This window comes from Rhodococcus sp. UNC363MFTsu5.1 (assembly GCF_000686785.1).
GTDB classification, from domain to species: domain Bacteria; phylum Actinomycetota; class Actinomycetes; order Mycobacteriales; family Mycobacteriaceae; genus Rhodococcus_G; species Rhodococcus_G maanshanensis.
The window spans coordinates 71475-98274 of sequence record NZ_JMLO01000020.1; the positions used below are offsets into that span (position 1 = coordinate 71475).

Genomic DNA, 26800 nt, shown 5'->3' on the forward strand with positions numbered 1-26800 from the left:
TCTTGACGGGTAGCGTGGTGTGTTGATGGCTGAGACAGAGATGACGGTCGCGCAGCTGCGCGAATGGCTGCGCAACTGGGTTGCCGAGGCGACCGGGCAACCGGTCGATCAGATCTCGGATGACCGTCCGATGGAGGAGTTCGGGCTCTCGTCCCGGGACGCCGTCGCTCTGAGCGGGGAGATCGAGGAACTGGTCGGCATCACGCTGAACGCCACGGTCGTCTACCAGCACCCCACGATCATCTCCCTCGCGACCCTGATCATCGAGGGCGAGCCGGAGGTCCCCGACGAACCCGAGGACGCGGCGTACTACGCGATCAAGGACACGTCCCAGTCGCACGACATCGCGATCGTCGGTATGGCCAGCCGGTTCCCCGGCACCGGTCACACCCCCGACGAGATGTGGCGGCTGCTGATCGAGGGCCGTGACGCCGTCACGGACCTGCCGGAGGGCCGCTGGTCCGAGTTCGCCGCGGACCCGACCGTGGCCGCGGCCATCGAGAAGGCCAACACCAAGGGCGGCTACCTCGACGACGTCAGGGGCTTCGACGCCGAGTTCTTCGCGATGTCGCCGCTCGAGGTCCGCAACGTCGACCCGCAGCAGCGGTTGGCGATGGAGCTCACCTGGGAGGCGCTCGAGCACGCCCACATCCCGGCCAGCGAGCTCAAGGGCGAGCAGGTCGGTGTGTTCATCGGCAGCTCCGCCAACGACTACCAGCTGCTCGCGGTCAGCGACCCGGTGCACGCGCACCCCTACGCCCTGACCGGCACCTCGACCGCCATCGTCGCGAACCGGGTGTCCTACTACTTCGACTTCCGCGGTCCCTCCGTCGCGATGGACACCGCGTGCTCGTCCTCGCTGGTGGCCGTGCACCAGGCCGTCCGGTCGCTGCGCACCGGCGAGTCGGATCTCGCGCTCGCGGGCGGCGTCAACATGCTCGTCGCCCCGCCGGCCACGCTCGGCTTCGACGAGACCGGCATCCTCACCGAGGACGGCAAGATCAAGGCCTTCTCGTCCGACGCGAGCGGCATCGTCCGCGCCGAGGGCGGCGGACTGGTGGTGCTCAAGCGCCTCGAGGACGCCGAGCGCGACGGTGACGACATCCTCGCGGTGATCGCAGGCTCGGCCGTGAACCAGGACGGCCGTTCCAACGGCATGCTCGCCCCGAATCCCGACGCGCAGGCCGACGTGCTGCGCAGCGCCTACCGCGACGCGGGCATCGCGCCGTCCGGTGTCGACTACATCGAGGCGCACGGCACCGGCACCATCCTCGGCGACCCGATCGAGGCGGACGCCCTCGGCCGGGTGGTCGGCCGCGGCCGCGGGGCCGACAAGCCGGCGCTGCTCGGCAGCGCGAAGACCAACTTCGGGCACCTCGAGGCCGCCGCGGGCGCCGCGGGCCTGATCAAGGTCGTGCTCGCGATGCGGGAGGACAAGCTCCCCCCGTCGCTGAACTACGCGGGCCCGAACCCGTACATCGACTTCGACAAGGCGCACCTGCAGGTGATCCCCGAGGCCACCGACTGGCCGCGGTACACCGGCCGCGCCGTCGCGGGTGTCTCCGGCTTCGGCTTCGGTGGCACCAACGCGCACGTCGTGGTCCGCGAGTACGAGGCGCCTGCGGCGCCCGTGAGCACTTCCGGCCCCGACGAGGACCAGAAGGACTCACAGGCCACGGAGTGGCTTGAGACGGAGGCCGCGGGCGTGCTCGCCGACGCCGCCGAGTCGATGGGCGTCGAGCCCGCCGTGGCCGCCGAGCAGGCCGAGACCGAGGCAGAGCCGGCGCCGGTGCTGCTCGCGATCTCCGCCTCTATGCCCTCGCGCCGCCGCCGCGCCGCCGCCGACCTGGCCGACTGGCTGGAGACCGAGGCGGGCAGCACGACCCCGCTCGAGGACGTCGGCCGCACGCTGGCCCGCCGCAACCACGGCCGTTCCCGTGCGGTGGTGCTCGCCCGCACCCGCGCCGAGGCCATCACCGGCCTGCGTGCAGTCGCCGCGGGCAAGCCCGGCCAGGGCGTGCTGTCCGCGGACGCGCCCGCTTCCAACGGCCCGGTCTGGGTGTTCTCGGGCTTCGGCTCGCAGCACCGCAAGATGGCCAAGCAGCTGTACCTGAACAACGCCGTGTTCCGGAAGGCGGTCGACGAGGTCGACGAGCTGATCGAGTACGAGGCCGGCTACAAGATGGCCGAGAAGTTCCTCGACGACTCGGTCGATTACGACGTCGAGACCGCGCAGGTCGGCATCTTCACCATCCAGATCGGTCTGGCCGCGGTGCTCCGCCACCACGGCGCCGACCTGGAGGCCGCGGTCGGGCACTCGATGGGTGAGGCGGCCGCCGCGTACGTCACCGGTGGGCTCTCGCTCGAGGACGCGGTCCGGGTCATCACCGCCCGCTCCCGGCTGATGGGCGAGGCCGAGTCGACGCTCGAGGGCGACGACATCCGCCTGATGGCGCTGGTGGAGTACAGCGCCGCCGAGATCGAGGGCGTGCTCGGGGACTTCCCGAACCTGGAGGTCTGCGTGTACGCCGCGCCGACCCACACCGTCATCGGTGGCCCGCAGCCCGAGGTGGAGGCCATCGTGGCCCGCGCCGAGGCCGAGGAGAAGCTCGGCCGGGTGCTGCAGACCAAGGGCGCCAGCCACACCTCGCAGGTGGACCCGCTGCTCGGCGAGCTGGCGGCCGAGCTGGCGGGCATCGAGCCGCACAAGCTGACGGCCGGGATGTACTCCTCGGTCGACAAGGAGACCTTCTACCGGGCCGGGCACGACCCGATCCATCAGGTCGAGTACTGGACCAAGGGCCTGCGGCACAGCGTCTACTTCACCAACGCGGTGCGCCTGGCCGTCGACGCCGGGCACACCACGTTCGTCGAGCTGGCGCCGAACCCGGCGACGCTGATGTCGGTCGCGGCCACCGCGTTCGACGCGGGGCTGCACGATGCCCAGCTGATCCCGACCCTCAAGCGCAAGGAGGACGAGGAGCTGGGCGTGCTCAGCGCCCTCGCCCAGCTCTACGTGCACGGCCACCCGGTGAGCCTGCCGTCGCTGTTCTCCGACGGCGGCTATGCGGACCTGCCGAGGACCGCGTTCCTCCGCAAGGACCACTGGCTCGATATCCGCATCTCCTCGGGCGGCAACGCCCGGGTGCCCGGTGCGCACGTCTCGCTACCCGACGGCAGGCACGTGTGGGAGGTCGAGGCCGCCGCGGTCGCCGACCTGAACGCGCTTGCGACCGAGGCCGCCGCGCAGGTGCTCTCGGATGTCGTGCTGACCGCGGCCGTCGCGCACGGCGAGGTCCCTGCCGCCGGCACGCTGACCACGACGCTGAACCCGCACCCGGGCGGGGCGTCGCTGCAGGTGCACGCCAAGACCGCAGCCGGCTTCGCGCTGCTGCTCGACGCGGTGGTGACCGCGGGCGAACCGCTGCCCGAGCTCGTCGTTGCCGCGCCTGAGCCGCGCTCCAGTTCGCCCATGGAGGAGCTGCCCGAGGTCGTCGAATCCTTCGGCGACAAGTGGGATCCCAACGGCAACCAGCCCCTCGAGGACCGGCTGGCGCTGATCGTCGCCGAGTCGATGGGCTACGCGGTCGAGGATCTGCCCGCCGAGATCCCGCTCATCGAGCTGGGCCTGGATTCGCTGATGGCGGTGCGGATCAAGAACCGCGTCGAGTACGAGTTCGACATCCCGCAGCTGCAGCTGCAGGCGGTCCGCGACGCGAGCCTGCGCGAGGTGGAGAAATACCTGCGCTACGCCATCGACAACCGCGAAGAGGTCGAGGCGCTCGCCGAGAAGCAGCGCGCCGAGAAGGAGGCCGAGGAGGCTTCCGCCGCACTCGATTCGGACCTCGCTGCCGAGACCACCAGCCCGGTCGCCGAGGCCGAGCAGATCGTCGCAGAAGCCGCCCCGAACGTCGGCGACGCCTCCGAGGAGGAGGTCAACGTCCCGCCGCGCGACGCCGCCGAGCGCCTCACGTTCGCGACGTGGGCGGTGGTGACCGGAAAGTCCGCGAAGGGCATCTTCAACATCCTTCCCGTGCTCGACGACGACACCGCCGAGAAGCTGGCCGCCCGCCTGACCGAGCGCGCCGGCGGCGAGGTGAGCTTCGACGACGTCCTCGACTCGGAGACCGTCGAGCAGCTCGCCGAGAAGGTGCGCCCGCACCTCGAGGACGCAGGCAAGATCGAGGGTCTGGTGCGTTCGCTGCGCGCCCGGCCCGAAGGTTCCTCCGCCGTACCGGTGTTCGTGTTCCACCCGGCCGGTGGCTCGACCGTCGCCTACGAGCCGCTGCTGCGTCGGCTGCCCGCGGGCACACCGATGTACGGCTTCGAACGCACCGAGGGCCCGATCGAGGTGCGCGCCCGTGAGTACCTGCCGCTGATCAAGGAGATCCAGGGCGACGGGCCGTACGTGCTGTACGGCTGGTCGCTCGGCGGCGTCCTCTCCTACGCGGTGGCGAAGCTGCTACGCGAGGAGGGCAAGGACGTCCGGGTCGTCGGCCTCATCGACACGGTGATGGCGGGCGAAGAGGTCGAGGAGACCCCCGAGGAGATCAAGAAGCGGTGGCAGCGGTACGCCGCGTTCGCGAAGAAGACCTACAACATCGATGCGCCGCTGCCGTACGACAAGCTCGCCGCCGCCGAGTCCGACGACGATCAGATCAAGATCCTGATGGACATGCTCAAGATGAGCGGCGCGAAGATTCCAGGTGGCATCATCGAGCACCAGCGCACCTCCTGGCTGGACAACCGGGCACTGCAGACCGCGAACCCGGACAAGTACGACGGCGACGTCGTCCTCTACATGGCGGACAAGTATCACGACGACGCGATCGCGCTCGAACCGTCGTTCGGGACGCGTGCGCCCGACGGCGGCTGGGGGAAGGTCGCCTCGAACCTGGAGATCGTCTACGTCGGTGGCGATCACATCCAGATCGTGGACGAGCCGTACATTGCCAAGGTGGGGGCGGACCTGACCAAGAAGCTGGCCGACATCGAGGCCGAGAAGCGGAGCAACTGAGTGAGCACCACTACGGCCGAGAAGCTGGCGGACCTTCGCGAGAAGCTCGAGCTGTCGAAGGCCCCCGGTAACCCGAGGGCCATCGCGAGGCGCGCGGAGAAGGGACTTCCGACCCCGCGTGAGCGCATCGACATGCTGCTCGATCCGGGCAGCTTCGTCGAGGTCGGCCAGCTCGCCCGGATGGCGGGCGATCCCTCCAATCCGTACGGCGACGGGGTCGTCACCGGGCACGGCACGGTCGAGGGCCGTCCCGTCGCGGTGTTCTCGCACGACCAGACCGTCTTCGGTGGCGCTGCGGGAGAGATCTTCGGCCGGAAGGTCTCCGCGATCCTCGACTTCGCGATCAAGATCGGTTGTCCCGTCATCGGGATCAACGAGTCCGCGGGCGCGCGCGTTCAGGACGCCGTCGCGTCGGTGGCCTGGTACGCGGAGATGGGCAGGCGGCACGAGCCGCTGTCCGGGCTGTGCCCGCAGATCTCGATCATCCTCGGCAAGTGCGCCGGTGGAGCCGTCTACGCGCCGATCAACACCGACGTCGTGATCGCCACCGAAGAGTCGTACATGTTCGTCACCGGTCCGGACGTCATCAAGTCCGTCACCGGCGAGGACGTCAGCCTCGAGGATCTGGGTGGCGCCCGCAAGCAGGCCGAGTACGGCAACGTGCACCACGTCGCGGCCGACGAGAAGGCCGCCTTCGAGTGGGCCCGCAAGTACCTGAGCTTCATGCCGTCCAGCTGCACCGAGCAGCCCCCGATCGTCAACCCGGGCCTCGAGCCGGAGATCACCGAGGACGACCTCTCGCTCGACTCGTTCATGCCGGACGCCGACAACGCCGGTTACGACATGCACGACGTGCTGCTCAAGATCTTCGACGACGGCGATTTCCACGAGGTCCGCAGCCAGAGCGCGCAGAACATCATCACCGGTTTCGCCCGGGTGGACGGCCGGCCGGTCGGCGTGGTCGCGAACCAGCCGATGGGCCTGTCCGGCGCGCTGGACGCGGCCGCCTCCGACAAGGCCGCGCACTTCGTGCAGGTCTGCGACGCGTACAACATCCCGCTGGTGCTTGTCGTGGACACCCCTGGCTTCCTGCCCGGCGTCGAGCAGGAGAAGGTCGGCGTCATCAAGCGCGGCGGCCGCTTCCTGTTCTCCTACGTCTCGGCCACCGTGCCGAAGGTGACCGTCGTGGTCCGCAAGTCCTACGGCGGCGGATACGCGGTGATGGGTTCCAAGCAGCTGGGCGCCGACGTGAACTTCGCATGGCCGACCGCCCGGATCGCCGTGATGGGCGCGGAGAGCGCGGTCGCGGTGATCGGGCGCAAGCAGATCGAGGCCGCGGGCGAGAACGCCCCCGCTGTGCGCCGCCAGCTCATCAACTACTACAACGAGCACGTCGCGACCCCGTACGTCGCGGCGGAGCGTGGCTACATCGACGCGGTGATCGAGCCGTCGACCACCCGCCTCGAGATCCGCAAGGCGCTGAACCTGCTGCGCGACAAGGAACTCCCCAAGAACCCGCGCAAGCACTCGCTGATCCCGTTCTGACGCAGGGCGATCGCGCCGCCCGCGGGGCTCACCCCGGATCGACCGGTCCGGTGCCCGGGCCCGCGGTCGGCGTCAACAGTCGCGTCCGCATCAGGTCGAGGACCTGGTCGAGCGCGGCGCGGGTGGGCTGACCTGGCTCGTCGATGAGGTGCTCGGTGAGCACCGAGTGCGGTGGGAGCAGCCCGTCCGGGTTCGCGGTGGCGCCGTCGAGTTCGACGGCGACGAAGGCGTCGCCGAGCTGTTCGCGGAGGAAGTCGAAGCGTTCGGCCGGTGCGAGCCGGTCGGAGGCGAACCGCAGCCCGAGGACGGTCAGCCCGTTCGCGCAGCGCTGCTTCACCCTGGCCAGGTCGCCTGGCGAGATGTCGATGGTCCGCCGTCGGCGCGCGGAGACGCCGAGGGGCAGCGAGGGCTGCGACAGGACCGGGGCGACCAGGACGTCGTCCACGGCCATCGCCAGCGCGTAGCCGCCGGTGAAGCACATGCCGACCGCGCCGACCCCCGGTCCGCCGCACCGGTCGTGCTCATGGGCCGCCAGCGCCCGCAACCACGTGACCACCGGCGAGCTGCGCCCGGTCGCCAGCATCGTGAACTCGCGGCTGACACAGATCGGGACCATCGTGGTGACCGCGTTGACCGCCGTCGCGACCCTGCCGTGGGCACCCGGATTCGGATCCCGGCCGGGGTCGCCGAACAGGTGCGGAAGCACTGCCGTGCACCCGATCTCGGCGACGCGGCGGGCGAACTCGAGCACCTTCGGGGTGATGCCGGGGATCTCCGCCATGATGATCACCGCCGGGCCGGTGCCGCGACGGTAGATCGCGCGCGTCGTGCCGTCGTGGGTGAAGCGCGCGGCCTCGAAATCGCTCATGTCGTCGTCCGGCATGTACCGAGTATGCGACCGCAGGCCCTCCGATGCGACGAAGACCGGCTCCCCGTGTGGGGAGCCGGTCTTCGTCGGTGCCGGTGGTTACTTCTCGTACACCCGCATCATGCCGGGGCTCCAGAAGCCGGAGCGTCGCACCTCGCCGGTGTCGACGACGGCGGCCCCGGCCTCGGGGAAGTACGGCGTGTACCGCTCCAACGCGCCCCAGTCGCGGCCCCAGTCGTCGACCAGGTAGGTCGGAACCGTCGACGCCTCGGCGAGCATCTCGGTCCAGCCGAGTGGTCCGCCGTTCTCGTGGGACTGCCAGGTGTCGGTGGAGCTGACCGCGAGCGGACGGTCCGGGAGGATGCGGAATCCGGGGACCTCGGCGACGCCGTACTTGTGGTCGAACGGACGCTGGCAGGGGAACTGCAGACCGACCGCCCAGTCGAGCAGCACCGGCTGGGTCCTGCCGATGTAGTCGTTGAGCGACTGCAACTGCGGGACCCGCGGCGGGGTGAACGCGAGCCACTGATCACCGGTCAGGTTCGGGTCGTTCGCGACGATCCGGACCACGTCGGTGCCCGCGGGCAGCTCGTTGATCGGGATCCGCAGGTTCCGCCAGGACGGCGCGGGGCCGATGTCCTTGGGCAGGTAGGTGCCGAGCGCGGTGATCGTGCCGTCGGCCTCGCGGCGCCCGGACTCGAGCAGCAGCGACTGACCGTAGGTGACCTCGCCGTCCTTGCTCTCCGACCAGATGCGCCCGGCCGCGGAGATCACGACCAGCGGCGACTGCTCGCTGCGCGCGGGCAGCCCGTACCAGCTGGAGACGAGGCTGGCCGGCTCCTGGACTCCGGTCTGGTAGCTGCCGAGGATCGGCGTGGTCGCGGGGTTCAGCCCGTACGGCAGCTTGACGTTGCTGCCGTTGACGCCGACGGCCCCTGTGCCGCCCTCGGTGCCCGCGCCGGCGCCGGTGGCGAAGCTCGGGCCGACCGATTGGCCGTCGGTGTTCGACTGGCCGGGCTTGACCTCGGTGTAGTCCGCGGAGAGGTCGGTGGGCACGCCGTTCGGGCTGAACCCGGTCGGCTTGCTGCCGCCGAGGGGGTCGTTCGGGTTCGCGGGCGGGTCGGCCGGGTCGAAGACCGGCTGCAGCCGGCCCGCGTTCGGGTCCGCCTCGGTCAGCACGTCGTCGGCCAGTCCGCACGGCGATCCGGTGACGGCGTCGATGTTGGAGCGGGCCAGCGAGTACGCCGGGTACTGGGAGACCGCGCCCTTGGCCAGCGAGAGCACCTCGAACAGCACCATCAGCGCCGCCACCACGGTCAGCGGCACGGCTGCGAACTTCTTGATGCGCCTGCCCTTTTCGGTGGACGCCTTCACCTCGGTGCCGATGAAGTCCTCGCGGAAGTACTGCCAGGCGACGACCAGCACGGCGACGACGAACAGTGCGAGCAACGCCGAGTTGAGCTGTCTGCCGCCGAGCGAGACGGTCTTGTCGAACCACGGGATGCCGTAGCTGGAGACGTACCACCAGCCGTTGATGCCGGAGAAGGAGAAGGCGAGCACCAGCAGCAGTCCCGCCGCGAACATGGTGCGGTTGCGGCGCGAGCGCAGCGCGGAGGCGGAGACCGCGACCGCGGTGAGCGCGGCAAGCGAACCGGCGATGCCCGCATACGCACCGAAGTGGTGGGTCCACTTGGTGGGGTTGAACATCATGAAGAAGATGGTTCCGAACACCACGCCGAGCAGGCGCCAGGACGGGCCGACCGCAGCACCCGGGATCTTCTTGCGCCGCAGCAGCACGAACAGGGTGGTGAACAGGCAGAGGATCATCACCAGGAACGCGAACCGGCGGGCCACCGAACCGTCGACCGTCTGCACGAACAGGTAGTAGTACCGGAGGAACTCCTCGTACCAGTTCATGTTCGGCCCGATCAGGCTGCGCACCCGGGTGGCCTCGCGGACGCCTGCGAAGGTCTGGTCGGCGAACACCACGACGAGCACCACCGTGCCGGCCGCCATCAGCGGGGCGACGAGCGGCCAGGCGCCGACCTCGCGGTGCCGGCGGACCAGGATCCGGACCATCGGCCGGGCGCCGGCCAGCAGGGCCGCCACACACATCAGGCCGGTCGGGGCGGCGCCGAGCGAGAACGCGGCGATCACGATCGCGACCGCGGCGGGCAGCAGTCGGCCGGTGGCGATGGCGCGCTCGACCGAGCACCAGGTCAGCAGCGCCCCGAGGGCCACGATCGGCTCCGGGCGCAGGCCGTTGTTGTAGGCCATCCAGAACGCGAGGAACACCAGCCCGCCGGTCCACACGGCGGCGGAGCTGTGCCGGACCGCCCGGCCGAGGCGGGGGATCACCTCGCGGCTGATGACCAGCCAGCAGAGGATGCCTGCGAGCAGCGCGGGCAGTCGCATCCAGGGGCTGGCCGTGGAGATCTTGGCCATCGCGGCCAGCACCTCGTAGTACCAGCCGAACGGGGCCTCGGGGACGCCGAACCAGCGGAAGTAGTTGGCCATGTAGCCGGCATGCTCCGACACCCGGGCCATCGTGAGCAGGTAGCCGTCGTCGGCGGTGTTCGCGCCGATGAAGTGCCAGAGCGCGAGGATGCCGATGACCGCGCCGTCGACCGGCTTGAACCGCCACCAGTGCGACGGGAAGAAGCGGCGGTGGCCGCGGCCGTCGGTGCCGTCGAGTTGGGCGAGCGCGACCAGCGAGGCGATGGTCAGCAGGACCGCGAGCACCATCGCAGCGCTCTTGACCAGCGTGGGCGAGGAGGTGAAGCGGGAATCGATGTTCGCCGTCAACGAGAGTCCGGCGGGCGCGGGGCCGTCCAGGCTGGTGAAGACGCCGACCACCTGCGGCCGCAGGTCTCCGGTGAGGGTGCCGGTGACCGGGCTGCCGTCGATGGACAGCCCCTCGAAGGTGGCGGTGGTGCTGTTGATGTCGGAGCTGAAGGTGATGGCGCTGCAGCCGCCCGCCTCGACCCGGGCCCGCGGGGCCGATGCGACGACCACGTTGCGGTCGAGCACGTCCACGGTCTCGGCGGTGACCCGCATGAACATCGCGTTGAGCGGCGCGTCCGTGCCCTGCGGCGGGGCCGTGGCCAGCAGCAGGCCGCCCTCCGGGGGCAGGTCGCGGACCAGTGCACACGGAACCGACGCCTGCAGATCGATCGGCACCTGGGCCATCAGCGGCGCGTCGACGCTCGCGGTGACGCCCGCCTGCGGCCAGTTCAGGGTGGACGTCGTCTGGCTGACCGGCAGGAACGGCGTCGCCACCGCGAACAGCGCACCGAGCAGACCGGTGACGACCGCGATCAGCCGCGCGGTGCGGTACTTCGCTCTGAAGTCGACCGGGGGCGGTGCGGAAATGACTGGTTCAGGGGCTGTCACGACGTCGGGCACGGTTCACGATGGTAGGCGAGGGTCCGTCGGCGTTCACATCGCTACGGAGAATCTCCGTAATCGGTGATCCACGCGCCCGTGGCCCAGCACCCAGGCCCAGGTCAGCAGCCCATGCGGTCCGCCAGATCGAGGAAATCGGAGGCGTTCACGTCATAGCGGTCCTCGTAGGCGACGTCTACCTTCGCGCCGGGCCCGAATTCGAGGGGCCGCGCGACGAACGCGGTCCGGAATCCGAGTTCGGCGGCCGCGTCGATGTCGTACTTGTGGCAGGCGACCATCATGATCTGGGCGGGTTCGAACCCGAGGTACCGGGCGGCGCCGAGGTAGACGGCCGGCTCGGGTTTGAAGGTGCCGAACATCTCGGCGGCGAACACGGCGTCCCATGGCAGCCCACCGGCCTTGGCGATGCCGATCACCGCCCCGACGTCTGCGTTCGACAGGGTCGCGAGGGTGTACCGGGACCGGAGGCGCGTCAGCCCAGGGACCGTGTCCGGCCAGGGGCGCAGCCGCTGCCACGACTGGGTCAGCTCCTCACGCTCCGGTTCGCCGAGCGAACCGAGTCCGTGTTCGGCGAGTAGTTCGTCGAGCGCCGACCGGTACACCGAGTGCACAGACGTCCACGCCGCCTCCGGCCCACGCGCCGCCAGGCCGGTCAGCGCCGCGAAGTAGGCCGCCCGCCACCGGTCGACGAACGGACCCCAGTCGACACTCCGGTCGCCGACGATCCGCTCCGCGGACTCGATGACCGTGGAGCGGAAGTCGGTCGCGGTGCCCTGTACGTCGAACAGCAGGGCCCGCACGTCCCCCTTGACCGTCACCGCGCCGGGATCGGGCCAGGGGTCCACAGCCCGGATCGGGTGACGGTCGCGGTGTCCACCCGTGCGGGCACCGCCGATTCGTCGAGTGGCGTGAACCGCTCCAGCGAGCCCCAGTCCCGGTCCCAGTCCCGGTCGAGGTAGCTGGGCATCGTCTGCGCCGCGAGCAGCAGGTCGGTCCAGCCGAGCGGTCCGCCGCCGAGGCTGTCCTGCCAGCCGTTCGTGGAGTCGGCGCCAACCCGGTCCGGCAGGATCCGGTACTCGGGCGCCTCCGCGACCCCGTACTCGTGGTCGAACGGCCGCTGGCAGGGGAAGGACAGGCCGACGGACCAGTCCAGCAGCACCGGTGCGCTCGAGCCGACCACCTCGTTCAGCGTCCGCAGCTGCGGTACCCGGGGCGGTGTGACCGCCAGCCACTGCCGCGGGGAGAGGTCGTGATCGTTCGCGACCAGCCGCACGGCGGTGGCGTCGGCCGGGATGTCGGCCATCGGGACCCGGAGGTTCCGCCACGACGGCGACGGCCCGATGTCGATGGGCAGCAGGCTGCCGCGTGCCTCGATCGTGCCGTCGGCAGCAGGGACGCCGTACTCGACGACCAGGTCCTGGCCGTAGGTGACGATGCCGTCGGCGTCGACGGACCTGATCCGGCCCGCGGCGGTGACCACCAGGATCGGGGCCGCATCGCTCCGCTCGGGCAGCCCGTACCACCCGGAGGTGAGCTTCGCGGTGGCCTGCTCGCCGGTCTGGTAGCTGCCGAGGACCGGGGTCCGCGCCGGGTCGAGCCCGAACGGCAGGGCCACGGAGCTGCCGTTGATGCCGGTGCTGCCGGTGCCGCCGCCCGTGCCGGACGCGGTGCCCGACGTGGTGGTGGTGGCGTCGCTGTCGACGGTGTTCGCGCCGCCCGCGGCCTTGCTCTCCTCGTCGGCGGTCAGGTCGACGGGCACCCCGTTGGGGGTGAAGCCGGCGTCCGCGTCCGCCCCGAGCGGGTTGTCCGAGGGGCTCACCGGGGTGAGCATCCCGGCGTTCGCGTCCGACTCGACGAGCACGTCGTCGGCCAGCGCGCAGGTGTCGCCCGCCATTGCCTCGATGTTGGACCGGGCCACCGAGTACGCCGGATACTGCGCGACCGCGGCCTTGGCCAGGGACAGCACCTCGAAGAGCACCACGAAGGCCGCCGCGAGGGTGAGCGGGGAACCGAGCAGCGCGCGGAGCCCGCGCGGCGGAGCGGCCTGCTCCTCCGGCCGGTACGGGGCCCGCAGGTGCTGCCAGCCCGCCAGCAGCAGCGCCAGCACCGCCAGGCCGAGCAGGGCGGTGGAGAAGGCGTTGCCGCCGATGGACGGCGGCTTGTCCCACCACGGCACGCCGTAGCTGGAGACGTACCACCAGCCGTTCGATCCGGTGAAGGCCAGCGCGAGCAGGAACAGCACGCCCGCCGCGAACAGCGTGCGGTTGCGGCGCGAGCGGAGCGTGGCCGCGGCGACCGCGACCGCGGTCAGCGCGGCGATGGAAGCGGCCAGGCCCGCGTACACACCGAAGTGGTGGGTCCACTTGGTGGGGGTGAACATCATCAGCACCAGCGAGCCGAACACGATCCCGAGGATGCGCCGCGACGGCCCTGCGGCGGCGCCCGGGATCTTGCCGCCCCGGCGCAGCATGATCATCGCGCAGACGACCAGGCAGAGGATCATCGTGAACACGCCGAACCGCCGGGCCAGCGACCCGTCGGGGGAGACGTTCATCAGCGCGTCGTAGCGGTGGTATTCGTCGAACCACTTCACGTTCGGGCCGACCAGCGTGCGGACCCGGGTCGCCTCGAGCACGGTCGCGAGCGTCTGGTCGGCGAAGACCACGGCCAGCACAAGGGTGCCCGCGGCCACGATCGGCGCGAGCAGCGGCAGCCACCCCACCTGCCGGGCCCGGTTGACCAGGATCGCCGTGATCGGCCGGGCGCCGACGATCAGCGCGGCGACGGCGATCACGCCGGTCGGCCCTGCCGCCAGCGAGAACGCCGCGATGAGGACGCCGACCGCGGCGGGCAGCAGTCGGCCGGTGGCGATCGCCCGTTCGATCGAGCACCAGGTCAGCAGCGCGCCGAGCGCGATGATCGGCTCGGGCCGCAGGCCGTTGTTGTAGGGCAGCCAGAACGCGAGGAAGACCAGCCCACCGGTCCAGATCGCGATCCGGTTGTGGCGCACCGCCCGGCCGAGGCGGGGGATCACCTCGCGGCTGATCACCATCCAGCAGAGGATGCCTGCGAGCAGCGCGGGCAGCCGCATCCAGGGGCTGGCCGTGGAGATCTTGGCCATCGCGGCCAGCACCTCGTAGTACCAGCCGAACGGGGCCTCGGGGACGCCGAACCAGCGGAAGTAGTTGGCCATGTAGCCGGCCTGCTCCGAGACCCGGGCCATGTTCAGGAGGTAGCCGTCGTCGGAGGTGTTGGCCCCGATGAAGTGCCACAGCGCGAGGGTGCCGATCACCAGGCCGTCGACGGCGGTGAAACGCAGCCAGTGCCGGGGCAGGAAGCGGCGCGCGGCGCGGCCGTCGGTGCTGTCGAGGCGGTGCAGCGCGACCAGCGCGACCAGCGTGGCCAGCGTCCCGACGATGATCGCGAGCAGCTTGAACAGCGTCGGGCTGGAGGAGAACCGGGAATCGATGTCGGCGCGGACCTCGAGGCCAGCCGGCGCGGAGCCCTCGAGGTCGCTGAAGATGCCGACCATCTGTGGGCGCAGGTCGCCCGCGACGTCGACGCTGAGCGGCTCGCCCGCGTCATCGGTCAGCCCGGCGAAGGTGGCGGTGGTGTGCTCGGCGTCCGAGAACACGGTGATCGCCGAGCATTTCGCGGCGTCGGCCAGCGGTGCCGAGAGCAGCACGCTGTTGCGCAGGATCACCTGCACCTGGCGGCCGGTCTCGCTCGCTGGGTCGCCCGCGACCTTGACGGTGAGGCCGTCGAGCTCGGCGTCCGTCGCCTGCTTCGGGGCGGTGGAGAGCAGGACCTGCCCATCGGGCGGCAGCTGCGTCGCCACCGCGCAGGGGATGTGCGCGCTGATGCTGAGCGGTTCGTAGCTGACCAGCGGCGCGGACACACTCGTCAGGGCGCCGTTCTGCGGCCAGGACACGCTGGCGGTCGTCTGCTTGACCGGCAGCAGCGGGGTGAGGACGGCCAGCAGCAGCCCGGCCAGACCCGCGACGACCGCGATCAGGCGGGCGGTGCGTAGTGAGGCTCGGTCGGCTGGCGTGGGTTCAGGCGCGTCGGACACAAGGTCCGATCGTATGGGACGGGGTCCGGGTCAACGTCCCGCGGCGACGAGGGCACGCACATCCCACACCCAGACGTCGTCGGCGGCGTGACCGCTGTCACCGAGCAGCTCGCTGACCGTCTCGCGGAGGACCTGACGGTTCTTTCCCGGCGGGAGGACGACCGCGTCGGCCCGCCAGAACCTCAGGTCCGTTGCCGCCTGCGCACGCAGCTCGTCGGTGATCGCGGGCGCTGTGCCGGTCTTGTCCGCCTGGGCCAGCAACAGAGCCGTCGGCCGATCGTCCGGGCCGTACTTGGCCTTCTTGGCGGCGCCGACCGGTCCCACGAAGTAGCCGCCCGCGAGCGGGAAGCCGAAATCGGCCTCGGCCTGCCAGGACAGCGCGCGCGCATCCTCGGGCCTCGGCAGCGGGACCGTCACGATGGAGCCGTCGTCGACGTACCCGCTCCAGGTCCCGTCGGTGAAGAACTCGGGAGCGGGCTTGCGGTCGACCGCGGGCAGCGGCATCGGGGTCAGCGGCAGCAGGGCGAGCACCAGGCAGATGCACCAGGGCACCAGCGTTGCCCGCTCACGGAGGGCGCGGTCCGTCGCCATCGCCAGCAGCAGTGCGATCGCCGGGACCGCGCCCATCGCGAACCTGGTCTCGAGCACCGACTCGAGCAGCGGGACGTGCTCGAACCACGCCCACGGCAGCGTGATCCCGGTCCGGCTCCGTCCGACGGTCAGCTCGGACCCGAGTGAGAGCACGCCCATCACGAGCGTCGTCACCGTCGCCGCCCGCGCGAGCGGCGCCCGCCACAGCCAGGCGGACGCCGCGGCTACGAGGGCCAGCAGGGGCCAGCCGAAGTAGGCGTTCTCCTCGGTCGCGCCGATCGAGACGTCCTGGCCGGGATTGGTGCGCCCACCGAGCGATTGCGCCGGGAACTGCAGCAGCGCCTTCAGATCGTTGCCCATCGCCCCGTGGTCGATGACCCGGTAGCTCTGCGGCCCGAAGAACTGCCACCACAACGGGATCGCGGTGATCGCCAGCGCGATCGCCGCCGCCAGCAGCAGCGGCCGCCACGCGGATCGCACCGCGGCGCGGGCGAGCTGCGGCCGAAAGGCGAAGTACGCCACCGTGAACACGGCGAAGGACATGGCGCAGATCAGCAGCGGTTCCTCGCCGAGCAGGATCTGCGCCGCGACCAGCAGCCCGAGCGCGATCGCGGTCTTGGTGCCCGCGCCGCGGCTGAGCCGGATCACGCAGCCGAGGATCAGCGGCAGCAGCGCCAGCGCAACGAAATTCGGGTGCCCGTTGGCGTGCGAGATCATCCCGGGGGCGAACCCGCAGAACAGGCCGCCGACGGCCGCCGCTGCCCGCGACCGCACCGCGAACCGGGACAGCAACCAGTACCAGGCGAAGGCGGTCCCTGCCAGGCCCGCGGTCAGCACCAGCGTCCAGGTGGCGGTCGGGCCGAACAGTAGCGTGACGGGCGCGAGCGGGATGCTGACCCCGAACATGGCCGTGTTGGCCATCAGGTTCACGCCATCCGGGTAGTTCTGCAGGAGCGTGCCGAGGGGGTTCTCCAGCCGGGTGACCGAGTGCGCCGCGACCGCGAAGAACCATTCCCACATCCGCTGGTCCTGGCCGCTGCCGATCAGGTAGCCGACGGTGGGGGAGCGCCACTGGCGGCCGAGCACCACCATCGCGAGCACGGTGAACCCGAGCGCGGCCGCCACATCCGGCCCGGCCCGGTGTCCCCGCAGGCGTCCGACGACGGCGCGCGCGGACCTCGGTGTGGTCGAGGTCCTCGCGGGGTCCGCCAGCATCGGTGCCTGGGGCATTGCACGTTCCTGTCCGTCGGCGGGCCGACGGATTGCCGGGCCCTTGGCCTCGGCCACCGTACTCACCGGCCCTGTGAGGTTCCTGTCGGCGGTCGGCCGGGCTCAGGACCTGGCGGCCACGAAGCGGTCCATGCAGCGCTCCGCCACCGCGGTGATGGTCAGCGCCGGGTTGACCATCGCGGACGATCCCGGCAGCAGGGCGCCGTCGACGACGAACAGGTTCGAGTAGCCGTCGACCTGGCCCTCGTGGCTGCACGCCCGGCCCATCACCATGCCGCCGAGACCGTGCCAGGTGCACCCGGAGCCGAAGTCGCTGAGCCGGGTGTAGACGGGGATCCCGGTGGCGGGTGAACCGAACCGGGTCTCGGTCCGCTCGTGGAAGCGGCCGGCGAAGTTCCGTCCGCGCGCGTCCACGTTGCTGTTCGACTCGCCGAACGGATAGTTCAGTTCCGCCCGCCCGGTCGCCGGGTTGTAGTCGATCGAGCCGCGTTCGTCCGAGATGACCTGGATCAGGTTCGCCATGTTCGAGCCGCCCGCGATGTCGGGGAACGGTGACGCCTCCCAGGAGATCGAGATCGGACCGTCCGGATTGTCGTCGTCGTACATCACCGCGACGCCGGGGCCGCCCTGCTTCGCGCCGCAGTCCCTGCGCAGCAGCCCGCGGGCGATCAGGAAGTCGCCGTTGTTGCCGTACCCCTTGCCGACATGGTCGTTCAGCCGGGTCAGCGTGCCCTTCGCCTTGGCGGTCGTGAGCAGCGCAGAGGTGTAGTACGAGCCGGCCGCCATGAACACGTAGTCGGCGACGAGCGTCTTGTGTTCGCGCACCGCGCCCGACTCGTCGATCCGCTTGACCACGACCTCGAACCGGTCCTGCCCGGAGATCTCCCGGATCTCGATGACCTCGTGCAGCGGGAGGATGGTCACGTTCCCGGTGGCCTCGGCCGCGGGCAGGTAGTTGTGGTCGACGCTGTTCTTGGCGCCGGAGTTGCTGCCGTACGGGCCCTCGCCGATCGAGTACGAGGCGGGTGTGCGGCCGGCGAGTTCCTCACGGACGACGTCCCAGTCGACGCAGAAGTCGTGCAGGACGGGTTCGCCGCCGAAATCCTCGATGTAGTCCAGCCAGGCGCGCGCACCCCGGTAGGCGGGGTTCGCGAGGAGGTCCGCAGGGAGGGGCGAGGTGCCCAGCATCATCTTGGCGCGCGGGTAGTACGTCCGGTCGAGTTCGTCGTAGTCGATCTGGGCGGGGAAGACCGTGGCGAAATCCTTGCGCCGGGGCTGCGGGGTGAACGCGCCGAACGCGAGCGAGCCGCCGCCGACCCCGACGCCGTAGATGGCGTCGATGCCGTTGCCGTAGACCCGGTCGATGACGCCCGGGTACCTGGCGATGGACTGCAGCCGTGTCAGCTGGTTGATCGGCGGGTGGTCGGCGAACCACGCGGATCGGCCGTCGGGTTCGTTGATCGTGCAGAAGGTCGTGCCGTCCGGGTTGACCGGCCAGCGCCTGCCGCGTTCGAGGACCGTGGTTCGGACGCCCGCCTGGCCGAGCCGCAGCGCCGCGACCGCGCCACCGAACCCGCTGCCGACGACCACGGCGGTCTTGCCGGTCAATGCCGTCGGGGCGGCGCCCGCACGCGCGGCCGAGATGGGGCCGAGGGCCGCACCCGCGGCCAGCGCGCCGACACCGAGGGCGGCGCCGCGCAGGACGGACCGTCGGTTCGGGCGGGGTTGCGGCGCTTGCTCGACGATGGTCACGTCGGCAACCTACGCGTCCGCCGAGCAAACGAACAGTTAAACGATAAACGGGCGAGCGCGGCTGAGGGGCAACGTGTCGCGGTCGTATACGTCCTTGTAGTGACCGAGCTGACCGGCCGCGTGGAGCATGGCGAGACCCTGAGCGGTGAGTCGTCGTTGCCAGTCATCCAGTGCCGCGGCCAAAGCGTCTGTGCCGCCGGCTCTTCCGATCTGTTGGACCACGGTGGCGATGTGGTCGAGCGGATAGCTCCCGCGTCGGAGGAGATGGGCCAGCTCGGCGTCGCGGACGTCGCTCGCGCGGTAGCGGCGATATCCGGTGGCCGGGTCGCGGGCCGGGGCGAGGATGCCTGCGTCTTCCCAGTTGCGCAGCGTCGCGGGGGTGACGCGGAGGTGGTGCGCGAGCTCCCCGATGGTCCGGGTTTGGGCGTCGTCCAATGGGCCTGTGGCGGTATCGGATTCGGCCGTCAGGTGGTGCGCCGCTCTCCTGACGGCATCGAGGGTGTCCCGATCGCGGAGCGACTGGCCGTGGGCACGGTCGATGATCATCAGGAGGTCCTCGAGGTCCCCCTCGTGGAGTGCGTTCATGATCCGGCCGCCGGCCGCGTACCCGTACGCCGGGATGAGCGAGAGGTAGGTGCGCAGCGCCGCCGCATGTACCTCGCTGTAGACCCGGTAGCCGCTCGGTGAGCGCTCGGCGGGCGGGATGAAGCCGTCGCGCTCGTAGTTGCGGACCGCCTGGGTCGAGATGCCGTGCTCGCGGGCGAGGTCGGATGGTCGCAGGGTTCTCACTGGTTTGAGACTCTACCGCCCATCCGACCGGTCAACGCCTCAGAAGTTTCAACGGGGCTTTCAACGATACGATTGAGACACATGAGCCAGGACATTCGAGACTTCGTACCCACATCATGTGACCTGTTGGGGCTCGGTGAGCCGACGCACCTGGAGCCCGCCTCTGCGTGGGTCCGCAACGAGCTGTTCGCCGCGCTCGTCGACCACGGCTTCCGGTCGATCGCACTGGAAACCGATCGCGTTGCCGCGCTCGTCGTGGACGACTTCGTCCGGGAGGGCATCGGAAGCCTCGACCTGGCGATGGGCGAGGGCTTCTCGCACGGGTTCGGAGACCTGGACGCCAACAGGCAGCTGGTGGCCTGGATGCGCGAGTACAACGAGAACCGTTCGCCGGCAGAACGATTGAGCTTTCACGGCTTCGACACTCCGACGGAGACCACCAGTGCGCCCAGCCCGCGAACCCATCTCGAATACGCCCGCGACTATCTGGGGCTCGACCTCGACATCGCGAGCCTCTGCGGAGAGGACGACCGCTGGAGTCGGACGGAGGCGGTCATGGACTCGGCCGTGTCCATCGGAGCCACGGCCGAGGCGAACCGGCTGCGGTCGGTTGCCGACGACATGCTCACCATGCTCTACGCGCGGGCGCCGGAGATGATCGCGACGACCTCCAGGGCCGAATGGCTCAGGGCAAAAACGTATCTCACCGCCGGCCTCGGTCTGCTCCGGTATCACCGCCAGGCGGCGCAACGGATCGGCGAGAGCGCGCGGGTTTCGCTCCTACTGGGTACCCGGGATGCGCTGATGGCTCGGAACCTCCTCGACATCCGAGGTATCGAGGCCGGGCGGGGAGCGACACTGGCCTTCGCGCACAACCGCCACCTGCAGGAGAACCCGAGCACCATGCGCATGGCGGACATGGACCTCGAGTGGTCCAGCGCAGGCGCCATCGTGGGCTCGCTGGTGGGCGACCGGTACGCCTTCATCGCAGGCAGCCTCGGTCACAGCGACGCGATCGGGCTCGGAGAGCCCGAGCCGGACACCTTCGAGGGCTTCCTCCAGGCCCGGATCGCCACCTGGGGCCTGATGCCCGCCGCCGCGGTCCCCGCCGCCCGCACCCGCACCGACACCACCCCGGCGCAGGGCTACTTCCCCCTCGACCAGACGAGTCTCGACACGGTCGGTGTGATCCTGCACGTCAATTAGGTGACACGGTCTCGTCGGACGCCGTCGGCTGCGAAAGATCGCGCATCGCCGAGCAGATCGATGCGTGGATCGCCGACTCCTCGGTGGCCGCGTCGGGATCCCATGTCGGCTCCGGTGCGCCCTCGATCGCCGGGCCGAACAGCCACCACACGTTGTGCCATGGGTCGACGAACCGGGCCAGCGAGCTGCCCCCGTAGAACGGCGTGGTCGGCGTGATCACCCGGGCGCCTCGGTCGCCGGCGCGCCGGAGTACCTCGTCGCAGTCGGTGACGTTCACCTGGAGCAGGGCAGGGGTGAACGCCCAGTCCGGCTTGGAGTCGACGACCATCAGGCACGAGTCCCCGATGCGAACCTCCGCGTGGATCAGCAAGCCGTCGGTGTCGACGGTGTGCGCTTCCTCGGTTTCTCGCCCGTCGAGAACCTCGGCGAGGAAACGGATGAACGCGCGTGCGCCCCCATGGCCTTTCACCGCCGCGAAGGCGTTCACGCTGCCGTAGCCGTTGTGCAGGTCGGAATCGGAGCGGATCAACTGTCTCGTGGTCATGCCCGCGAGGTTGCCATCGAATCCGGTCAGGTTCTGACCGCATTTGCACAGCTGCGTGACGGGAGTGGTCCTCGGCCCCGTCGAGGCCCAAGGTGTCAACCCGGCGCGAATACTGAGCAGCGACGGATCCGCCTACCAGCGCAAGATGGCCGAAGGCACGACCTCCCATACGAACGGCTGGCGCACGCCGTACCGGGCAGGGGATGTCATCAGGCAGGGGTTGAGACCGCAGCATCGTCGGCGCGGTCGGCCGGCTCGATGCTCCGCCGCTTGAGGAGGAGGATGATCGCGAGGATCGGGTAGGCCAGGATTGGGGCGAAGGTGCCCAGGTATGCCTGCTGGTCCAGCAGGATGACGGTGCCACTGAGCAGCGAGAAGTCGAAGAGTCCGTGCATGACGGAGTTGAGTGCGTTGCTGCCCGAGACACGGCGCGTGAGGTAGAAGAAGTACCCCGCGACGCTGACGATGGCAGCCTGGGCGATTGCGCCTGAGCCGCCACCGGTGAAGGCGTTCGACAGGTGAACCACGCCGAAGATGAGGCTGGACCACAATGCGACCTGGCCCTCGCGCAGGCCGTGTTGGCGCAGCACGGTCACCCCGATGCCGCGGAACATTCCCTCTTCACCCCAGCCGACGAACTGTGTGGCGATCAGGAGGCAGACGATGAACAGCCAGCCCTTTTCCGACAGCGCGCTGTAGTTGATTCCCAGCAGGATTGCGCCGAGGAGGATCGCGGGCACGACCCAGACCCATCGGTTGACCGGTCGGTCGTCCTTCGTCACCGGCCGCCACCAACCCAGCGCGGCGATGACCCCGTAGGTGAAGATCACGGAGAGCCCGAGCGGGATCAGCATCGTGAAGACCACCCCTCGGGTGGTCAGGGTGTCGTCCTCGTCAGCCCAGCCGCCGCTCAGCAGCCCACTGATCTTGATGATCGCCAGGTAGGCGACGACGATTACGGCGAAGGCCAGGTAGGAGAGCCGGCGGCCGGTGATTCCCGACGAGGGCACCTCGTGCTTCGGTGTATTCACTGCGCAAGAGTAAGCAGACAATTGACCCACTCGCGAGATTGAAACAAAGTGTCGCGGGCGTGAGTCGACGCTCAAACTTGGACCCGCACCGAGTGTTTGAACGCTCCTCGGCTAGACCGCGCAAACAGGAACCCTCGTCGAACCAACACCGAATCGGTGGGCGCGCGCCCGCGGTACGAGTCGGCGCCGTTGTGACGGCTACGAGGCCGCCTCGCGGCGCGCGGGCGGATCGGCTAGCGCCTCGGCGACCAGGTCCAGCGACAGTCCGAGGACCTGGGCGATCGCGGCGACGGTGAAGAACGCGGGCGTCGCTATCCGTCCGGACTCGATCTTGCGCAACGTCTCCACGGAGATGCCCGCGTCCAGCGCGACCTCGACCATGCTGGCCTCGCCGCGGGCCCCGCGCAGCAGTTCGCCGAGCCGCCTGCCCCGTTCGAGTTCCTCCGCCGTCAGCGGCACGCGCACCATGGCCCCTATAGTAATACCGGTATAGTTATTCGTTAACGAAGGTGAGGTTGGCATGGTCGAGATCAAGACCGAGGACGAGGTGCGCTCGATGCGGGCGGCAGGACGGGTGGTGGCGCAGGCCCTCGCGGCGGCGCGGGCGACCGCCGCGGTCGGGGTGAGTCTGCGCGAGCTGGACGCGGCCGCCGCGGCGGTGATCCGGGACGCGGGCGCCACCCCGGCCTTCCTCGGCTACCACCCCTCCTGGGCGCCGTCCCCGTTCCCCGGCGTGGTGTGCGCCAGCGTCAACGACGCCATCGTGCACGGCATCCCGTCGGACTACCGGCTCGCCGACGGCGATCTGGTCAGCCTGGACTGTGGAGCATTCCTCGACGGGTGGTGCGGCGACTCGGCGATCAGCTTTGTGGTCGGCGCGGCGGACCCCGAGGACCTGAGCCTGATCGCGGACACCGAGGCGGCGCTCGCGCGGGGCATCGAGGCCGCGCGGGTCGGGAACCGGATCGGTGACATCGCCGACGCCATCGGCGCCTTCGCCAGGAGCAGGGGGCGCGGGGTGCTCGCCGATCACGGCGGCCACGGCATCGGCCGCGTCATGCACGAGGGACCCGACGTGCCCAACGAGGGGCGGCCCGGCCGTGGGATGAAGCTGCGCGCGGGCCTGGTGCTCGCCCTCGAGCCGATGCTGATCGGCGGCGGCACCGACGACTACCGGCACGACCGGGACGGCTGGACGCTGCGCACCCTCGACGGCACCCGCGCGGCGCACAGCGAGCACACCATCGCCATCACCGTGGACGGGCCGCGGATCCTCACCGCGGCCTGAGTGTGCCGAAGCGGGTGGTTCTCACTCATCGGGACTCTTCCGGGTGGGGCGAGCAGCACCGGTGCCCAGGCCTGGCGAACCGAGTTCGCTAGGCCTGGAGCCGATTACGTACCGGTGCTTTACTTGCCCCAGCGCAGCCAGCCCGAGACGGTGCCGTCGACAACGGCAACCGGGACGCGTTCACGTGACACCACCGATGCCAACTCCCCGACCGTGCCGAGTGTCGCCGGACGTCATATCCGCTCGATGATTGCCCCGCTCGCCATTGCGCCGCCTGCGCACACGGCGACGACCGCCCGCTCACCGTCACGGCGTTCCAGCTCGTCGATCGCCGCCGCGATGAGTCGCACGCCGGACGATCCGACCGGGTGCCCCAGCGCGATCGCGCCGCCGTTGACGTTGAGTCGGTCCTCGTCGACGCCGTGGACCCGCGCCATCGACATCGGGACCGCCGCGAACGCCTCGTTGACCTCGAACAGGTCGATGTCCTTCACCGACATCCGTGAACGCTCGAGCAGGAGTTCCACCGCCTGGACGGGGCCGTCCAGCAGGAAATGGGTCTCGGCACCGATCAAGCACTGGGTGATGATTCGGGCCCGCGGACGCAGGCCGAGTCCTCGCGCCACGGTCTCGTCCATCAGCACCGCGGCGGCCGCTCCGTCCGAGATCTGTGACGAGGTACCCGCGGTGTGCAGACCGTCGTCGAGCACGGGCTTCAGGCGGGCGAGGGCCTCCATCGACGTCTCCCGCAATCCCTGGTCGCGCGCGACGACGGTGGCTGCGCCACCGTCGGCTTCGGGCGCCTTGACCGGGATGATCTGCCGGTCGAACCGACCCTCCTCCCACGCGAGCGCGGCCCGCTGCTGCGATCGGAGACCGAATGCATCCAGCTCCTGCCGGGTGAAGCCGCGGCGCCGCGCAATACGATCGGCGCCGAGGAACTGGGCGGGGATGTCGACCGTCCATCCCTGCGGCCGGGGATGGCCGACCTCCCCGGAGATGTTGGACAACAACGGAACCCGCGACATCGCCTCGACGCCGCACGCCATGCCCGCCTCGATGACGCCGGCCGCGATCTGGGCCGCGATCAGGTTCACCGATTGCTGTCCGGAGCCGCACTGCGCGTCGATCGTCGTCACACCGGTGCGCTCGGGCAGGCCCGCGTGCAGCCATGCGTTGCGGCTGACGTTCGATGCCTGCTCGCCCGCCTGTGTCACACATCCGCCGATGACCTGCTCGATGGCGTTCGGGTCCAGCTGCAGGCGTTCGAGCAACCCCGACTGGACGGCCGCCAGCAGTTCCGCCGCGTGCAGTCCGGACAGCCAACCACCCCGCCGACCGTAGGGCGATCGGGCAGCATCCACGATGACCGGATTACCCACAATTTCTCCTTGCGCATTGGCGACGCCCAGCTCGTGGACGTCGTGTCGTTTGTCCGCCCATCACGTGATCGGTGGACGGCTTCTGGAATCGGCGGCCGGTGTCACTTTCCGGGCTCGGGGTCTCGGGGGAGACCGAGGAGTCGCTCGGCGATGATGTTCAGCTGCACATTGGTGGTGCCGCCCGCGATGGACAGATTCTGCGAACTCAGGAACATCCGCGTCGCGGACCGGCCCTGGTCGCCGAGCAGGGCTCGTGGGCCTGCCCAGTCCATCGCGACCTCCCACACCTGTTGGATGTGCTCGACGCCGAGCAGTTTCGCGATGGACGATTCGGCGCCGGGCTGCCCCCCGGCCAGCGAGCGAAGCGTCGTGCGCAGCCCCAGCAGCCCACCGGACTGCGCGTCGCACAGCACCTTGCCGAGAACGGTCATCTGTTCGGCATCGAGCCCACCCGGGATCTCGGCGGCCAGGTCGAGCAGCGCCTCGCCACCAGAACCGAGGGAGGAGTCGTTCGACAGGGACACCCGCTCGTTGGCGAGGGTGGTGCGGGCCAGCTTCCAGCCGTCGCCGGGCTCGCCGACCAGGCATTCGTCGGGGACGAAGACGTCGTCGAAGAACACCTCGTTGAACAGGGCCTCGCCGGTGATCTCGCGCAGCGGGCGGATGTCGAGCCCGCTGCCCTTGATGTCGATGAGGAAGTAGGACAGGCCCTTGTGCTTGGGGACGTCGGCGTCGGTGCGGGCCAGGCAGATGCCCCAGTCCGCGGTGCGGGCCATCGACGTCCACACCTTCTGCCCGGTGAGCTTCCAGCCGCCGTCGACCTTGGTGGCCTTGGTGGACAGGGCGGCCAGGTCCGAGCCGGCACCGGGTTCGGAGAACAGCTGGCACCACACGATGTCGCCGCGCAGCGACGGCGGCACGAAACGCTGCAACTGCTCGTCGTTGCCGTGCGCGATCAGCGTCGGGATCACCCAGTTGCCGATGATCATGTCGTGCGGCACCAGGTCGGCGCCGCGGAGTTCCTCGGCCATCACGAGCTGGGTGACGGCATCGGCGCTCTTGCCCCACGGAGCGGGCAGATGCGTTGAGGTGTAACCCTTCTCGGCGAGGTACGCCTTGCGCTCGGCGCCCGCGAGAGTGGTGGCCGGGGCGAGCTCGGCGCGGACGTCGGCGCGTATCTGCTCCGCCTCTGGCGGCAGCTCCACGCTCAGGACACGCCGCACACCGTCCAACGTCAGTTGCGCGACGCGGCGTCGCCAGGATGCGGTGGAGCCGAGCAGGATCCGCAGCGACTGCGCACGCCGCAGGTACAGGTGTGCGTCGTGCTCCCACGTGTAGCCGATGCCACCGAGGATCTGGATGCAGTCCTTGGCGACCTGGAACGCCGCCTCCGGTGCCACCGCGCCTGCGACAGCAGCGGCCAGCGAGGCCTCGGCCGCGTCGACGTCCTCGCCCAGCGCACGGGCCGCATCCCACGCGGTGACACGGGCCTGCTCGGCCTGGGCGAGCATCCGGGCGGCCTTGTGCTTGACGCCCTGGAACTGGCCGATCACCCGACCGAACTGCTGACGCACCCGCGCGTAATCGGCGGCGGTGGTGGTGGCCCAGTCCGCGAGACCGGCGGCCTCGGCCGCGAACAGCGTCGCCGCGATGTCGCGGACGCGCCGCGAATCCAGTTCCAGCACATCACCGTCGGCGAGTTCGAGGCCGTCGACGATGATCTCGGCGTTGCGGCGCACCACATCGTGGCTGGGGAGGTCGGTCACCTCGAGACGGTCGCGATCGACGAGCACGAACACGAGGCCGCCGGTGGTGTCGGTGGCGGCGAGCAGGAACACGTCGCCCACCTGGCCGCCGAGGACATGGCTCGACGTGCCCGACAGTGTCAGTGTGCCGCCCCCGCGCACCAGCCTCAGCCCGCCGGGCTGCAGTGACACGGCACCGAACACGGTGCCGTCGGCCAGACCGGCGAGTTCGGTGGTGCGGCCGGCCTCGTTCAGTACCGCGGAGACGATCACGGTCGGCAGGAACGGGCCGGGCACCATCGCGCGGCCGAGTTCCTCGGCGACGATGGCGGTTT

General features: G+C 70.2%; 16 protein-coding genes. 4 read left to right on the top strand and 12 right to left on the bottom strand.

Annotated features, from left to right (window positions below; genetic code table 11):
• Window positions 1–40 precede the first annotated feature (40 nt).
• Both pks13 and BR31_RS0116740 read left to right on the top strand, forming a co-directional pair.
• Window positions 41–5017, top strand: coding sequence for a polyketide synthase Pks13 (gene pks13 / locus BR31_RS0116735; RefSeq protein WP_027501978.1), 4977 nt, complete (start codon window positions 41–43; stop codon window positions 5015–5017).
• Entirely contained in the window at window positions 5018–6562 is a 1545-nt protein-coding gene (locus BR31_RS0116740; RefSeq protein WP_027501979.1) for an acyl-CoA carboxylase subunit beta, read from the top strand.
• 28 nt (window positions 6563–6590) lie between these two features.
• On the opposite strand, the gene BR31_RS0116745 is transcribed toward BR31_RS0116740, so the two are convergent.
• The 7 genes from BR31_RS0116745 to BR31_RS0116775 form a co-directional block, all read right to left on the bottom strand.
• Window positions 6591–7445 carry a dienelactone hydrolase family protein gene (locus tag BR31_RS0116745; protein WP_027501980.1) on the bottom strand — a complete coding sequence of 285 codons (855 nt, stop codon included), beginning with the start codon at window positions 7443–7445 and terminating at the stop codon, window positions 6591–6593.
• 84 nt (window positions 7446–7529) lie between these two features.
• Entirely contained in the window at window positions 7530–10835 is a 3306-nt protein-coding gene (locus BR31_RS0116750; RefSeq protein WP_027501981.1) for an arabinosyltransferase domain-containing protein, read from the bottom strand.
• A gap of 101 nt (window positions 10836–10936) precedes the next feature.
• Window positions 10937–11680 (bottom strand): haloacid dehalogenase type II, encoded by a 744-nt coding sequence (locus BR31_RS0116755; RefSeq protein WP_231496522.1) that lies wholly within the window; start codon window positions 11678–11680, stop codon window positions 10937–10939.
• Complete coding sequence (locus tag BR31_RS0116760; protein ID WP_027501983.1) at window positions 11650–14907, bottom strand: arabinosyltransferase domain-containing protein; 3258 nt, start codon at window positions 14905–14907, stop codon at window positions 11650–11652. Before BR31_RS0116760 ends, BR31_RS0116755 begins: the two co-directional genes overlap by 31 nt.
• A gap of 30 nt (window positions 14908–14937) precedes the next feature.
• A complete protein-coding gene (locus BR31_RS0116765) occupies window positions 14938–16728 on the bottom strand; it encodes a hypothetical protein (RefSeq protein ID WP_027501984.1) in 1791 nt (596 codons plus the stop codon).
• A gap of 102 nt (window positions 16729–16830) precedes the next feature.
• On the bottom strand, window positions 16831–18480 hold the full coding sequence (locus tag BR31_RS0116770; RefSeq protein ID WP_231496523.1) for a GMC oxidoreductase: 1650 nt from the start codon (window positions 18478–18480) through the stop codon (window positions 16831–16833).
• Between the two features lie 36 nt (window positions 18481–18516).
• A complete protein-coding gene (locus BR31_RS0116775; protein WP_027501986.1) occupies window positions 18517–19269 on the bottom strand; it encodes a TioE family transcriptional regulator in 753 nt (250 codons plus the stop codon).
• Between the two features lie 81 nt (window positions 19270–19350).
• Here BR31_RS0116775 and BR31_RS0116780 point away from each other — a divergent pair, with 81 nt between their 5' ends.
• Window positions 19351–20475: an erythromycin esterase family protein gene (locus tag BR31_RS0116780; RefSeq protein WP_027501987.1), complete on the top strand. Its 1125-nt coding sequence runs from the start codon at window positions 19351–19353 to the stop codon at window positions 20473–20475.
• Here BR31_RS0116780 and BR31_RS0116785 read toward each other — a convergent pair.
• From BR31_RS0116785 to BR31_RS0116795, 3 genes are all read right to left on the bottom strand, one after another.
• Window positions 20468–21019: a VOC family protein gene (locus BR31_RS0116785; protein WP_037176958.1), complete on the bottom strand. Its 552-nt coding sequence runs from the start codon at window positions 21017–21019 to the stop codon at window positions 20468–20470. The genes BR31_RS0116780 and BR31_RS0116785 overlap by 8 nt on opposite strands.
• Before the next feature lie 209 nt (window positions 21020–21228).
• A complete protein-coding gene (locus tag BR31_RS29000; RefSeq protein ID WP_051637498.1) occupies window positions 21229–22050 on the bottom strand; it encodes a CPBP family intramembrane glutamic endopeptidase in 822 nt (273 codons plus the stop codon).
• Window positions 22051–22248: 198 nt separating this feature from the next.
• On the bottom strand, window positions 22249–22518 hold the full coding sequence (locus tag BR31_RS0116795) for a helix-turn-helix domain-containing protein (protein ID WP_027501989.1): 270 nt from the start codon (window positions 22516–22518) through the stop codon (window positions 22249–22251).
• Between the two features lie 52 nt (window positions 22519–22570).
• Here BR31_RS0116795 and map point away from each other — a divergent pair, with 52 nt between their 5' ends.
• A complete protein-coding gene (map, locus tag BR31_RS0116800) occupies window positions 22571–23338 on the top strand; it encodes a type I methionyl aminopeptidase (protein WP_027501990.1) in 768 nt (255 codons plus the stop codon).
• Between the two features lie 233 nt (window positions 23339–23571).
• Here the strand turns inward: map and BR31_RS0116805 are convergent, their stop codons facing one another.
• Both BR31_RS0116805 and BR31_RS0116810 read right to left on the bottom strand, forming a co-directional pair.
• Window positions 23572–24720 (bottom strand): steroid 3-ketoacyl-CoA thiolase, encoded by a 1149-nt coding sequence (locus tag BR31_RS0116805; RefSeq protein ID WP_027501991.1) that lies wholly within the window; start codon window positions 24718–24720, stop codon window positions 23572–23574.
• Window positions 24721–24821: 101 nt separating this feature from the next.
• Window positions 24822–26800 (bottom strand): acyl-CoA dehydrogenase family protein (locus BR31_RS0116810; protein WP_027501992.1); only part of this gene is annotated, 1979 nt, incomplete at its 5' end.

Bases quoted from the DNA above. Each gene is read 5' to 3' on its own strand.
- BR31_RS0116745 (WP_027501980.1), bottom strand. From the start codon at position 7,445: ATGCCGGACGACGACATGAGCGATTTCGAGGCCGCGCGCTTCACCCAC.
- map (WP_027501990.1), top strand. From the start codon at position 22,571: ATGGTCGAGATCAAGACCGAGGACGAGGTGCGCTCGATGCGGGCGGCA.
- pks13 (WP_027501978.1), top strand. From the start codon at position 41: ATGACGGTCGCGCAGCTGCGCGAATGGCTGCGCAACTGGGTTGCCGAG.
- BR31_RS0116795 (WP_027501989.1), bottom strand. From the start codon at position 22,518: ATGGTGCGCGTGCCGCTGACGGCGGAGGAACTCGAACGGGGCAGGCGG.
- BR31_RS0116785 (WP_037176958.1), bottom strand. From the start codon at position 21,019: ATGACCACGAGACAGTTGATCCGCTCCGATTCCGACCTGCACAACGGC.
- BR31_RS0116780 (WP_027501987.1), top strand. From the start codon at position 19,351: ATGAGCCAGGACATTCGAGACTTCGTACCCACATCATGTGACCTGTTG.
- BR31_RS0116765 (WP_027501984.1), bottom strand. From the start codon at position 16,728: ATGCCCCAGGCACCGATGCTGGCGGACCCCGCGAGGACCTCGACCACA.